The organism is Enterococcus sp. H57 (assembly GCF_003112495.1).
In the GTDB taxonomy this organism is placed as follows: Bacteria; Bacillota; Bacilli; order Lactobacillales; family Enterococcaceae; genus Enterococcus_B; species Enterococcus_B faecium.
The window spans coordinates 40,566-53,837 of the sequence record NZ_BEHC01000011.1; the positions used below are offsets into that span (position 1 = coordinate 40,566).

12 protein-coding genes and 1 riboswitch are annotated in these 13,272 nt (G+C 38.0%); of the genes, 5 read left to right on the forward strand and 7 right to left on the reverse strand.

Annotated features, from left to right (window positions below; all coding sequences use genetic code 11):
- The first annotated feature begins 92 nt into the window (after positions 1-92).
- The 3 genes from DIZ30_RS04085 (at position 93) to DIZ30_RS04095 (ending at position 4,577) form a co-directional block, all read left to right on the forward strand.
- Entirely contained in the window at positions 93-317 is a 225-nt protein-coding gene (locus DIZ30_RS04085) for a hypothetical protein (RefSeq protein ID WP_002294014.1), read from the forward strand.
- A gap of 778 nt (positions 318-1,095) precedes the next feature.
- Entirely contained in the window at positions 1,096-2,811 is a 1,716-nt protein-coding gene (locus DIZ30_RS04090) for an ABC transporter ATP-binding protein (protein ID WP_109023110.1), read from the forward strand.
- Between the two features lie 2 nt (positions 2,812-2,813).
- A complete protein-coding gene (locus DIZ30_RS04095; protein ID WP_002289511.1) occupies positions 2,814-4,577 on the forward strand; it encodes an ABC transporter ATP-binding protein in 1,764 nt (587 codons plus the stop codon).
- A 39-nt stretch (positions 4,578-4,616) separates the two neighbouring features.
- On the opposite strand, the gene DIZ30_RS04100 is transcribed toward DIZ30_RS04095, so the two are convergent.
- Together DIZ30_RS04100 and mgsA are read right to left on the reverse strand one after the other, a co-directional pair.
- Positions 4,617-5,153: a folate family ECF transporter S component gene (locus tag DIZ30_RS04100; protein ID WP_002289509.1), complete on the reverse strand. Its 537-nt coding sequence runs from the start codon at positions 5,151-5,153 to the stop codon at positions 4,617-4,619.
- Between the two features lie 37 nt (positions 5,154-5,190).
- A riboswitch (THF riboswitch) is annotated at positions 5,191-5,289 on the reverse strand.
- Positions 5,290-5,475: 186 nt separating this feature from the next.
- Positions 5,476-5,898, reverse strand: a complete 423-nt coding sequence (gene mgsA / locus DIZ30_RS04105) for a methylglyoxal synthase (protein ID WP_002289508.1) — start codon at positions 5,896-5,898, stop codon at positions 5,476-5,478.
- Between the two features lie 208 nt (positions 5,899-6,106).
- Between mgsA and DIZ30_RS04110 the strand changes: the two genes are divergently transcribed.
- Positions 6,107-7,216 (forward strand): ABC transporter ATP-binding protein, encoded by a 1,110-nt coding sequence (locus DIZ30_RS04110; RefSeq protein WP_002289507.1) that lies wholly within the window; start codon positions 6,107-6,109, stop codon positions 7,214-7,216.
- A gap of 123 nt (positions 7,217-7,339) precedes the next feature.
- Here the strand turns inward: DIZ30_RS04110 and DIZ30_RS04115 are convergent, their stop codons facing one another.
- From DIZ30_RS04115 to DIZ30_RS04135, 5 genes are all read right to left on the reverse strand, one after another.
- Complete coding sequence (locus DIZ30_RS04115) at positions 7,340-7,969, reverse strand: hypothetical protein (RefSeq protein ID WP_002324186.1); 630 nt, start codon at positions 7,967-7,969, stop codon at positions 7,340-7,342.
- A gap of 451 nt (positions 7,970-8,420) precedes the next feature.
- The gene (gene rsmA / locus DIZ30_RS04120; protein ID WP_002324187.1) at positions 8,421-9,305 is read right to left on the reverse strand and encodes a 16S rRNA (adenine(1518)-N(6)/adenine(1519)-N(6))-dimethyltransferase RsmA; all 885 of its coding nucleotides are present in this window, start codon (positions 9,303-9,305) and stop codon (positions 8,421-8,423) included.
- Positions 9,298-9,867 carry a ribonuclease M5 gene (gene rnmV / locus DIZ30_RS04125; RefSeq protein ID WP_002305490.1) on the reverse strand — a complete coding sequence of 190 codons (570 nt, stop codon included), beginning with the start codon at positions 9,865-9,867 and terminating at the stop codon, positions 9,298-9,300. The genes rsmA and rnmV overlap by 8 nt, the downstream gene beginning before the upstream one ends.
- A complete protein-coding gene (locus DIZ30_RS04130; protein ID WP_002324188.1) occupies positions 9,860-10,636 on the reverse strand; it encodes a TatD family hydrolase in 777 nt (258 codons plus the stop codon). Before DIZ30_RS04130 ends, rnmV begins: the two co-directional genes overlap by 8 nt.
- Before the next feature lie 154 nt (positions 10,637-10,790).
- Positions 10,791-12,113 carry an APC family permease gene (locus tag DIZ30_RS04135; RefSeq protein WP_002294000.1) on the reverse strand — a complete coding sequence of 441 codons (1,323 nt, stop codon included), beginning with the start codon at positions 12,111-12,113 and terminating at the stop codon, positions 10,791-10,793.
- Positions 12,114-12,287: 174 nt separating this feature from the next.
- Here DIZ30_RS04135 and DIZ30_RS04140 point away from each other — a divergent pair, with 174 nt between their 5' ends.
- A complete protein-coding gene (locus DIZ30_RS04140) occupies positions 12,288-12,875 on the forward strand; it encodes a hypothetical protein (RefSeq protein ID WP_002293998.1) in 588 nt (195 codons plus the stop codon).
- The last annotated feature ends 397 nt before the right edge of the window (positions 12,876-13,272 follow it).

A 13,272-nucleotide genomic window follows, 5' to 3' on the forward strand; every position in this document is an offset into this window, starting at 1 on the left:
TTATAATTTTTATTCTAAAAAACGTACAGTTCCTTCCAGTTTTTATACTGGAATTTCAACATATGAAAGAATAAGGAGGCTATGACTATTCAATGAAATCGGATAAATATAAAAACAGGAAACATACTTCCTGGAAAACTTTTCGAGAAATCATCGGATCTTATCTCGCTGTAGTTGTATTTTTGCCTTTGCTTTATATGGCTATGACAGAACAAACTCGTTTTATTGGCGTAGATACGCAATATATAGCCGAAACAGGATTTTTATTCATCTTTATCTTGATTTTTGCGTTCTATAAATCCTTCCATACAAAATAAGATTCACAGATTTCAACTTTCCTGTCTGTTTTTAGCTATTACAAATCCTTATATGTGGTATAACAACAATTTATTGGCATAATGAGGAAAAACGAGTTATGATGCTTTCAGAGAGTAAAGAGGTACTGTTGTCACCATCCTTTTTATTGATTACGTACACCACTCTTAGTTTTTTCCCATTGATTACGAAAACAAGGTAGAAACATTGATGTTCCTACCTTGTTTTCTTTTTTTATTTTCAGATCAAAATCTCAAGTAGCTTTTGACTTGATGTCGGGAGGTTGTCTTCGTTCCATCAAACCTGATAGAATCTGCGCCAAACCATAGTTTTCTCCACTATTATTTATTCCTCTAAGATAGTACCCACAATAAACGAATAAATATTTTTCTCATTTTCATACTCCTTCTTTGAAAATCAATTAGATTTCTCTCAACCCACTTTTTTACAAAAATTACGTAGCAAAAAAGATTGCAAGAACAAATTAAAAAAGAAGTAAATAGAGTTTCATCTATAAACATTTACTTGATATATTTTTTATGCAGAATTCATTTATAGAAAAATTAAGTAAAATAGACGTTCCTATGAATGAAGAGACTGGCATGTTTTCTCATTTTCTTTTTTTTAAAAAAAATAGTCTATTCAATTTCTAAAGCTTCTTCATAATAAAACTTTCATTTATGAAAAGGCTTGTTCTCTTTTCATTCTAAATTTCCTAAGCTACAATGTGGTAGTACTTGTTTTTTCAATTGTGGACAAATAAATAATAGGAGGAATCATATGATTCAGTTATTACGTTATGCAAAAGACTATCGTAAGCAAATCATTTTGGGCCCGTTCTTCAAATTTCTTGAAGCTGTCTTCGAACTTGTCCTGCCTTTAATGATGGCTTCCTTGATCGATAATGGACTAAAAATGAATGACCGAGGAAAAATCATTGAAATGGGCTTATGGATGGTCGCTATGTCTGTGATTGGTCTGATTTGTGCTATCATTTGCCAATACTATGCTTCAGTAGCTTCACAAGGATTTGGTACAGAGTTACGTAATCAGCTAATCAAAAAAATCAATACTTTCTCTCACAACGAGTTGAATCATTTTGGAACAGATACCTTGATCACCCGAATGACAAACGACATCAATCAGCTTCAGCTAGCTTTAGCAATGGTCATTCGTTTATTGATCAGAGCACCGTTTTTAAGTATCGGGTCAGTGGTCATGGCTTTTGTGATCGACTGGGAAGTAGGTCTGTTTTTCTTAGCATTATTGCCTATTTTCTCAATCATTTTATTTTTTATCATCAAAAAAACCGTTCCTCTCTACCAAAAAGTGCAAGAAAAACTAGATCAGCTCAATGAACACGTTAGTCAGAATCTTAGCGGTGTTCGTGTCATCCGCGCATTTGCGCAGACAAAAAAAGAAACAGAGAAGTTCGATAAAAGCACAAATGATCTAGCGAACAATTATTTACGTGTTTCCAATATCTCTGCCCTATTATCACCTGCTACAACCTTGATCATGAATGTCGGGATCATCTGTTTGCTGACAGTTGGCGGGATCAAAGTAAATATTGGTAGCTTGCAACAAGGACAAGTTCTTGCTTTGATCAATTATATGAATCAAATGCTTTTGGCACTGATCGTTGTTTCAAACCTCGTCGTGATCTTCACACGTGCCGAAGCTTCAGGAAATCGGGTGAAAGAGGTGCTAGACACAGAAAATTCGATTCTTGAAGCTGAGGTCAGTACTACTCCCGATTTTTCTTCTGAAGCAATTATCGCTTTTGACCATGTTGACTTCCGTTATACTCCTGATTCTGGTCTTTCTCTCCAAAATATTACATTTCAGCTGAAGCGAAATACAGTCCTTGGAATCATTGGTCCAACCGGAAGCGGGAAAACGACTTTGACACAATTGATTCCGCGTTTCTATGATGTCAGTTCCGGTACAGTTATAATGGACGGAATGGATGTTCGTTCTTGGCAGCTGGATCATCTCCGTCAGAAAATTGCTCTTGTTCCCCAAACTTCTGTACTATTTACCGGGACTATTCGTGAAAACCTTCAATGGGGTAAGAAAGACGCCACAGAAAAAGAATGTTGGGAAGCTCTGAAAATCGCTCAGGCAGAAGAATTTGTCCGTCAGCTTCCAAATGGTTTAGATACAAAAGTCATGGAAAATGGGAAAAATTTCTCTGGCGGACAAAAACAGCGACTGACGATTGCAAGAGCTTTGATTGCCAAGCCAGCATTACTGATTTTAGATGACTCTTTAAGTGCGTTGGATTATCAAACAGACTTGGATTTGCGTAAGGCGCTACAGACTTATCTTGGCAGTACAGTGATTATTATCTCCCAACGTGTCCGCTCTATTCAAGAAGCACATCATATCTTAGTGATGGATCAAGGTAAGATTGCTGCTCAGGGTACCCATGAAGAATTACTTGCTCAATCAGCAGAATATCAGGAAATCGTCGCATCACAGGAGGAAGAATAGTTATGAAAGTAAAAAAATTATCCTTGCAGACGCTCCGCCGATTCATTCCTTACCTTACTGCCTATGCAAAAGACATTTGGCTAGCTGTGATACTAGGAATCATCAATGGGATTGCAACAGTTGTGATGACGTTACAAATTGGTCAAAGTATCGATCAAATGATTGGAGAAGGACAGGTCCGCTTCAATCGACTGTTCCATTTACTTATTCTATTCGGTGGTATCGTTTTAATCAACGTAGTCAGTCAATGGCTCATCCAAGTGTTAAGCAATCGGTTAGCTTACTTATCCGTTGCAAAATTAAGAAAAGATGCATTTGCTCATCTGAATCGATTGCCACTTCGTTATTATGATCAAAACTCCCACGGAAATATCGTCAGTCGATTTACAAATGATATGGACAATATTTCCATTGCAATTTCTGCGGCCTTCAATCAATTATTTTCTGGAGTGGCAATCATCATTCTTTCGTTTATTTTTATGATGCGTCTAAGTCCACTTCTGACATTGGTCGTTCTTTGTTCTACACCAATTATTTTCCTTGTGAGTTGGATCGTTGCTCGTGCTTCACAAACAAATTTCGATAGACAGCAAAGGATTATTGGGGATATCTCGGGCTTTGTGACCGAACGAATCGGTAACCAGAAAATCGTGAAAGCTTTTCAGCAAGAAGAAGCTAGTCAACAGCAATTTGAACTGCTAAATGCTGATCTATATGAAAAAGGACAACGGGCACAATTTTCTTCTTCCTTGACAAACCCGTCTTCTCGTTTTGTAGATCACCTTGCTTATTTATCGATTGGTTTAGTTGGCGGCCTATTGGCATTGAAGAGTGGTTCGTCAATCACTGTTGGTGTGATTTCCAGCTTTACGATCTACTCAAGTCAGTTTTCTAAACCATTTATCGAACTTTCTGGAATCACGACACAACTGCAAACCGCTTTTTCTGGTCTAGAACGAGCATTTGATTTGATCGATCAGCCAGAAGAAAAGCCTGATTTGCCAGATGCCTATGCCTTGGAACCCAAAAATATCAAAGGAAAAGTCTCTTTTGATCATGTTTCTTTTTCTTATGACCCCAAGCAGCGTTTGATCGAAGATTTCAATTTTACTGCTTATCCAGGTCAAACCATTGCTATAGTAGGAAAAACAGGGGCCGGAAAATCCACACTTGTTAATTTGCTGATGCGTTTTTATGACACAACAAAAGGAACAATTACAGTCGATGACCATGACATCCGCTCTATCCAACGTGATACATTACGTAAAAGTTTTGGAATGGTGTTACAAGATACTTGGCTATTTGACAGTACATTGCGAGAAAATCTTCGTTTTGGGAATCCGGAAGCAAGTGACGCAGAAATCAATGATGCCCTAAAAGCCTCTTATATGTATGAATTTGTAGAACGTTTGCCGGAAAAATTAGATACTAAGATTGGCGGTCAAGGGTTAAAGATATCAGATGGACAACGCCAACTGTTGACGATTGCTCGAACGATGATCAGTAATCCCCCTATGTTGATCTTAGATGAAGCTACCAGCTCAGTCGATACATTGACAGAGAAAAAAATCCAACAAGCCTTCTTAGCAATGATGGAAGGAAAAACCAGTTTTGTGATTGCCCATCGCCTGTCCACAATCAAAAATGCGGACCAGATATTAGTGATGGATCAGGGAGCTATTGTCGAAATGGGCACCCATGATGAGCTGCTTCAAAAAGATGGTTATTACCGACGGCTCTATCAAGCACAATTCACAGCACAATAAAAACAAGCAGTCTTCTGGGATGGGAAGACTGCTTGTTTTTTATTTAGCGTGGATCGCTAAACTTCTTAAAATTTTTTTGTAAGGAATACTACGTCCTACGTAATAAATGGCAATTGATTGAATCGGTAACCATATTACTGTTTTTAACAGGCGGGGCGCCCAAACGACCCAGCTGAACAATGGCACATGGTACATCAACGCAAGCCATAATGGTGTCAAAAATAAGTTGATGATCAGCGTGACACTAAGCGTAGCCAGAATGGCATTTTTCCAAGTGATCTCTTTTCGATAGAAAAAGAATCCGTAGATTGCTCCTTCAATAAATGCATTCAATGTAAATCCAATAAAGAATGCAGATTTCGAGAAGAGGGCCATTCCTACTAAATCAGCTAAAACTGCGCCTATCCCTGACCAAAAAGGACCAAAAAGAATGCCCATGATCACTTGTGGAATAAATGTGACACTGATTTTAATAAATGGGGTCTCGATTGCTACCAGTCGGGACAAAGTGACCATCAATGCAATCAATAAGCCCATAATAGCAATCATACGTGCGTCTAACCGGTGTTTCTTCATTTTTAGCATCTCCTTTAAGAGCTGCTACATCGTATCATGCAGCGAATGCGAAAATAAAACCGCGAACATTACGTCCTTCGTCCAAGAGGCAACATCCCATCTTCTTAGCACTTAACGCTTTATTTTCTACTCTGTATTATTTTTGGGATCTTTTCCCACAGAAACTATAGCATATTTTCACATTTACTGCAAATACGAAAAACTAATATTATTGTTTATATTATCCAATACGTTCGTATTATATCGCATATTATCAGTTTGTTTAGCTTTTATAGCTACATATAGGCGAACATTAAACGTTATTTTTCCATACGCTTATCCATCAAAATGAAAGTGGATGCTTGTCTATTTCATGGACGATTCTTCGAAAATCTAGGAAGCCGGCTTCCAGTCCTCTTAGTAGCACCTCAGCTGTTCCGATATTCGTAGCTAACGGAATCTCATAGACATCAGATAAACGGATAAGTGCTGTTACATCTGGTTCATGGGGCTGTGCAGCCAGCGGGTCTCGAAGAAAAATCACCAAATCTAACTGATCCTCCGAAATCATGGCTCCAATTTGCTGATCCCCGCCTAACGGTCCGGATTTAAACCGATGGATCGGCAAGCCGGTTGCTTCCGTGATCCTCTGCCCAGTCGTCCCGGTAGCAAAAAGTTCATGTTTTTCCAATATTGTTTTATACGCTGTTGCTAATTTCACCATCATAGGTTTTTTTCGGTCATGAGCGATCAAAGCGATTTTCATAAGAGACACTCCTTTTGATATTGTTAACATACTTATTTACTCCAGTGTATCAGTTTTTATTTCTTATGGATATTTATTAAAGCTTAAAACTAGCACATTGACAAAAAAAAGAAAAAATTCTTGTTCAACATGACATTGAAGTTAGTTAACGCTTTCATTTATACTTTAAATAGTTAATAAAACTAAAAAAGAAAGTGTGGAACGTATTATGGTAGAAATGGCTCTGAAAAACGTATATAAAAAATATGACAATGCAGAAAATTATTCTGTAACTGATTTTAATCTATCAATCAAAGACCGTGAATTTATCGTTTTTGTTGGTCCTTCCGGTTGTGGAAAGTCAACTACTTTGCGAATGATCGCGGGACTGGAAGATATCTCTGAAGGAGAACTAAATATCGGCGGAAAAGTCATGAATGACGTGGCACCTAAAGACCGTGATATTGCCATGGTTTTCCAAAACTACGCATTGTATCCTCATATGACTGTTTTTGATAATATGGCTTTTGGCTTGAAATTACGTAAATATGATAAAGCAGACATCAAAAAACGTGTGGACAATGCAGCAGAGATCTTAGGTCTGACAGAATACTTGAAACGAAAACCAGCTGCTTTATCTGGTGGACAACGCCAACGTGTGGCATTGGGACGGGCAATCGTTCGGGATGCAAAAGTCTTCTTAATGGATGAGCCATTATCAAATTTAGATGCTAAATTACGTGTAGCCATGCGTGCTGAGATTGCCAAACTTCACCAGCGTCTTGAAACAACGACCATCTATGTTACTCACGATCAGACAGAAGCAATGACTATGGCTGACCGAATCGTTATCATGAAAGACGGATTTATCCAACAAATCGGTACACCGAAAGAAGTTTATGATACACCCGTCAATATGTTCGTTGCCGGCTTTATTGGGTCTCCTGCCATGAACTTCTTTAATGTGACATTGAAAAATGGTGTTATCACAGATGGACATGGGCTTAAGCTTCGTATTCCTGAAGGAAAAAACAAAGTATTAGTTGAAAAAGGTTATGAAGGAAAAGAAGTTATCTTCGGTATTCGTCCAGAAGACATCCACAGTGAACAAGTAGCCCTTGAAGCTTCACCTGAAGCCGTAGTGAAATCAGAAGTTGTCGTTTCCGAATTACTTGGAGCTGAAACGATGCTTTACACAAAAACTGGTTCTACTGAGTTCATCTCAAAAGTAGATGCAAGAGATTTCCATAAACCAGGCGAAATAGTCGACCTTGCCTTCAACATCAGCAAAGGCCACTTCTTTGATAAAGAAACAGAACAAGTCATCAAACTTCCATAAATTGCCCCCTGTTAGAGCTGTGCCAGAAGATGTTGGTGCAGCTCTTTTTAGGACAAAAAACTCTCATCTTAGAGGATTTATTATCCATTACTAGATGAGAGTTTTTTTTTTGAGAGATCATGTCTAATATGTCGTTTTCTTCGCGTACCCTTGAACCGACTCTTTCCGATTTTCTTTTTTTGCTGCCGTAAATACGGGGATATCAAAATATTTGCTGAGTGTTCCTGCTATAAAATAAGCAATATTATAATCAACTAAACTGTGGATGAGCCCACCAATCCCCATCAAGATGAATACTGTATAAAAATATCCTTGAGAATAATATGTTTCAGGCATATTACCAATAAAGTAAAAGATGCTGACTACTAGCATTTCTGCTAAAGAATGAATCACACCGATCACAAAATTGAACCCTTGGAAACGCCAATTAGCAAAAGTAAACTGTCCATTTTTTAAAACGATACTCGGATGCTTTTGCAAGTACCAAGCCCCAATCAACGCAAACACAAGATGTGACAATGCTCGCAATGCGATGATAACCGGCGTTGTTAAAAAGAAACCAAATGTCGTACCTAGCGCAACAGCCACTGCAACTCCTGGTGTAAAAAACATCGCAATAAATAATGGCACATGAGACGCCAAAGTAAAGGAAGCTGGTGGAATCATGATTTTAGGCATGACCATTGGGATAATGACCCCCATCCCAATCAATAAAGCAGAAATCGTTAGTTTTCGAACTGAATTTTTTCTCATTTTTTCTCTCTCCTAATATGTCTTGACACATAAATGTCGACTTAGTATAACTCACTTACTAATAACTGTCAAGACACATATTCTTTTCTAAATCCATACAAAATGAGTGTGAGTATCAAGTATAAGAATTTTTTGATCAAGAGACAAAAATAGGAGATGCGACAACATTTGTGTCACGTCTCCTTGTTCGGCATAATAGTGGTCAAGAGCTTGCATCAAGTAATAAGACCAACTAACTCAAAAACATGAGAAGCTGTTTTTTGAAATTGTTCCTTGTGACTTAGAGTTAAACGGCAGGCCCACAACCTCTTTCTTAAACGGTGTTCAAAAGCTTGCATCTGCGGTAATAAGCCCAAACAAACGAAAAACATGAGGAACTATTTTTGTTTGGCTGTTCTTATTACTTGATGCAGGACAGCTTTTTCACAACTTCTGTCACAACCTCTTTTTTTTACTGCTTATTTTCTGACATCGCATTGCTTAATGCGGCAAATTCTTGTAATGACAAAGTCTCCCCACGACGTTTTGGATCGATTCCAGCTGTTTCCAAGCTTTTTGCTAACCATGCTTTTGTCTGGTCATCTTTGCCATAAGAATGCTGCAAGTTATTCCAAAGCGTTTTTCTTCTTTGCTGAAATGCCGCTTTTGTCAATCGGAAAAATGCTTTTTCGTCTGTCACTTCGACTGCCGGTATATCTCTTCTTGTCAGTTTCAAAATCGCTGAATCTACATTTGGCTGAGGGACAAATACTGTTTTTGGTACGATGAATGCTAAACTGGCTTCCATATAATATTGAACAGCAATCGATAATGAACCATAAGCTTTCGTTCCTGGTTCAGCAGAGATACGATCAGCTACTTCTTTTTGCATCATGACGACTAGTTCATCCACAACCAAATCTGATTCAAGAAAATGCATCATGATCGGTGTCGTAATATAGTAAGGTAAATTCGCTACGACTTTTAACGGAAGCTCCTCATGAAATGTTTCTCTAACAGCTGTTGACAAATCGGTCTTTAAAATATCTTGATGTACAATAGTCACATTGTCATAGGGTTGCATCGTATCAGCCAATACAGGGATCAAACGATCATCGATCTCAAATGCTACGACTTGTTTTGCATGCTTGGCTAATTGTTCCGTCAATGCACCGATTCCTGGTCCAACTTCGATCACGTTCGTATGTTCATCTATTTGCGCAGTTTCTACGATTTTCCTTAAAATATTTGGTTCAGTCAGAAAATTTTGTCCTAAACTTTTTTTAAATGAAAAACCATGTTTCAATAAAATCTCTTTTGTTCTAGAGGGTGTCGCAATTTCACGATATTCACTCATGTTGTTCCTCCACTATTTTCATTGCTTGGGCGAGTTCTTTCGGCGTAATACGAAACATCTTCAAACGTTTTTCCAATTGTTTGCCGTTCGTGTAACCGATGCGCAACTCGTCACCTAGTTTTTCTCGTTTTTCTTTTGCTTGTGCCCCAGCTATTAAACCATAGTCTAAAAGGTCTTGTCTAGTGATTTCAGAAACAGCCGTTTGGGAAATGTCTGGCGTCACGACCTTTTTCAATGCTTCTAAAATAGCAGCATCACTTGCATGCTCGACACCAAGGCTTCCCTTTTTCTTTGGTTTAGCTTGTGTGCGCGGCAAAAAAGCATGTTTTGCCTGAGGAACAGCTTCCATAATGATTTTTCTTATTTTTTCTCCTGAAAAATCAGGATCGGTAAAAACGATCACTCCACGAGTCTCTTGGGCATGTTCAATTTGCATCAGAATCTCTTCATTGATTGCAGACCCTATTGTTTCTATCGTATCTGCATCAACTACTTCCCGCAGCCTTCTTGTATCGTCTTTTCCTTCAACGACTATAATCTCTTGGATCTTCATCTTATCCATGTTCGCTTAGACCAAATAATCGGTGCGTATTTGTCCATGTTTGGGCAGCCACTTCTTCTGTCGGAAGATTCCGAAGTTCAGCAATCTTTTCTACTGTATAACGAGTATAGCCTGGTTCATTCCGCTTTCCTCTAAAAGGAACTGGTGCCAGATAAGGGGCATCTGTTTCCACAAGTAATCGTTCGATTGGTACATTTGCTGCAGCCTCTTGGACGTCTAATGCTTTTTTGAAAGTGACGACACCGCTAAATGAAATATGCATCCCTAAGTCAAGAAATCGTTTTGCCCATTCATAATCACCACTGAAACTATGCATGATTCCACCGATATCTCGAACATCTTCTTCTTTTAGGATTTGATACGTGTCTTCAAGTGCTTCTCTAGTATGAATACTGATTGGTAGGTTCATTTCTTTTGCGATAGCAATCTGTCTGCGAAATACTTTATCTTGGACTTCTTTCGGGTCTTCCATCCAATGATAATCCAAGCCAATTTCCCCTAATGCTACAACCTTTGGTAAAGTCAATTGTTCTTGTAATTTATTTTCGATTTCTTTCGTATAACTGCCAGCCTCTGTCGGATGCCAGCCGATAATACTGTATATATTTGGATAGTCATGGCTTAATTGCAAAGACTTTTCAATCGTTGGCGTATCGAAGCCCACGACCGCCATTTTCGTTACCCCCATTTCTTGTGCTCGCTGAATCGTTTCTGGAATATCTTCATTGAACTGTTCAGCATTTAAATGGGTATGAGAATCAAATATCATGTTTATCTCTCCTTTTCATTCTTACTTTAGCACATAAGCACCACTTGCAGAAGTAGCAAAAATCAAAATAGAAGAACTTGTTTTATTGAAATAGAAAAAGCACGAAGATCTAGAGGACCTAGTTCGTACTTTTTCTGTCTGTTGTTGAAATATTTTACTCTTCTGAGCGTTTTTTCTTTTTTTGATAATAGACTGGGATACCTATCAAGGTAACACCTATACCGATCAATGCTAATTTCGTTTGCGTCATCATCGTCATACCTAAAATGAAAATAGCACCGAGAATCGCAATAATCGGAACGATTGGATAAAGTGGTACTTTATATGGACGTGGCAATTCCGGCGCTTTTTTTCTTAAAATAAAGACACCGATAAAAATCAGTAAACTGAATAGCCACATCACAAAAATCAACATGTCTGTTAAAAAGTCGAAAGAACCAAGGCTCATCATAATACAAGCTACTGCTAACTGGAAAACCGCAGGAACATAAGGAACCGTAAACTTCTTTGAAAGCTTTGTCAGCTGTTTACTGAAAGGTAGCTCGTCTTCTAAAGCCATCGCATAAGGCACGCGGATCCCAGTTAGTGTATAACCGTTCAATGCACCGTATACCGAGATCAAGATCCCAATAGTGACCAGCTTTCCACCGATTCCTCCAAAAATGACGTCTGATGCTTCAGAAGCTGCATTCAAATTACCGGCAAGATGATCAATCGGCAAAGTTTTCAAAAAAACAAAATTGATCAATAGATAAACGACTGTTACAAAACTCAAACCAAGAATAATTGCTTTAGGCAAATCTTTTTCCGGCCGTTTCATTTCCCCTGCCATTGCACCGACACCTAACCAGCCGTCATAAGCAAACAACGTTGCTAACAACGCACTGCTCAATCCTTCGACAAAAGTAACATCTTTTCCAGCTTCGATTGGAAATAACTGGACAGTTCCTTGTCCTGGGGTCAATAATCCCCATATGACAATCACAGCAATTGGTATTAATTTAACAATCAACGTCACTGATTGTACAGAAGCACCGACTTTTGTCCCTAACAAATTCAACCCTGTCACAGAAACAGCGGTGATCACTGCAATCAACAAAAGATAATCGGTAGATAATTGTAATAAGTTCGTCAATTGTGTCGCAAAGATAATCGATAATGCAGCAATATTAGCAGGAAAGTAAATCAAGCTTTGCGCCCATCCTAATAAAAAGCTGGGCAATTTTCCATACGCAGCTTCAATATATTTTACAGCTCCACCAGTTTCCGGGATTGCTGTAGCTAATTCAGCCACTGTCAATCCAGCACAGATCGTTAAGAAACCACCCAAAAGCCAAGCTAGCAATGTCAAACTTGTAGACTGAGTACTAGCAGTAACAGCAGCAGTTTTGAAGAAGACGCCTGCACCGATCACGGTTCCCATAACGGTAGCTAATGCGCCAAACAGATTGATTTCTCGTTTTAGTTTGCCTTTCATTCCCATCCTCTTTCTTCTTTGAAATTTGGTATAATTTTCAGTATAACTGAGAATATTTTAATTTACCATTCTTTTTTCTCCACTTTCAGTGAAAAACTCCCTCTTAAGACGGATGTATTTCTTTTTTATTTTTCGTATACTAAACCTACCTTTTCCACGAAGGAGGAACAGTTTATGGATTTTAAGCGTTCTTATCCGAAATTAGCAGATTATTTATCCAACCGGGTCGATTTTTCCCGTAAAGAACAACAGCAGTCCCATTGGCATTGGTTCACATTAATTTTATTTGGATTAATGACTGTTGCAACGTTATCACAAAAACTAATATTGCTGACTTTGTTCATCGCAATCGTTGCATTGATCAAAGGTCCTGTGATGATCTTGTGGGGGATGTTGTATTCCTTTTTGGTTGGGCTTTTTCCGCCTATCGGTATTTTGCTTTCAGCGATTTTCTTTTTATTGAATATCGGAACATTTACAAAGAACTGGCGGATGACCTTAGTCGGGATCTATTTTTATTTCTATCCTTTTGGAGTGATGGCACTTAGTGAAGTCATGCATTGGGATAATCATTGGTTTATAGCTGGCTCCTTGCTTTTAGGGTTGATCTTGTTACACGTGATGTTGACAAAGCTCTATCAACATTATGGTATCGGACGTACGATTTTCTGGTATGTCTTTTCGATCCCATTTGCACTGCTTACTGCTCTCTTACCAAGCCGTTTGAAGACAAAAATAAAAGGTTACCATAAAATCAAGTGATAGGATTTTTACAAAATAAAGAAAACAATCATCGAAGTCAAAGCCGATGATTGTTTTTTTATCTATATTTTCAATCACACATATAAGAGCACAAACTAATTGAACATAAAGTGATAGAACTTATAATTAACACATCAACGCTACTGTTAGATATAAATATAGATGTAATAAAGTCATTGCATTCAAACTTTATGAATGTAAGGACAATAAAAAAGAGTACCAGATGAATCAATTAAAATCTGCCCGACCCTTTATCATTATGCTTTTTTTCTGTTTTTACGATTCCTATTAGTATTATTCTAAATTATCTTAATTGTCAAATTAAGTTAGACAGATCATCAATACTTACGTAACTCAAAAATACTTCCAAAGGTGTTCGATAATCCAGTGATTTTCT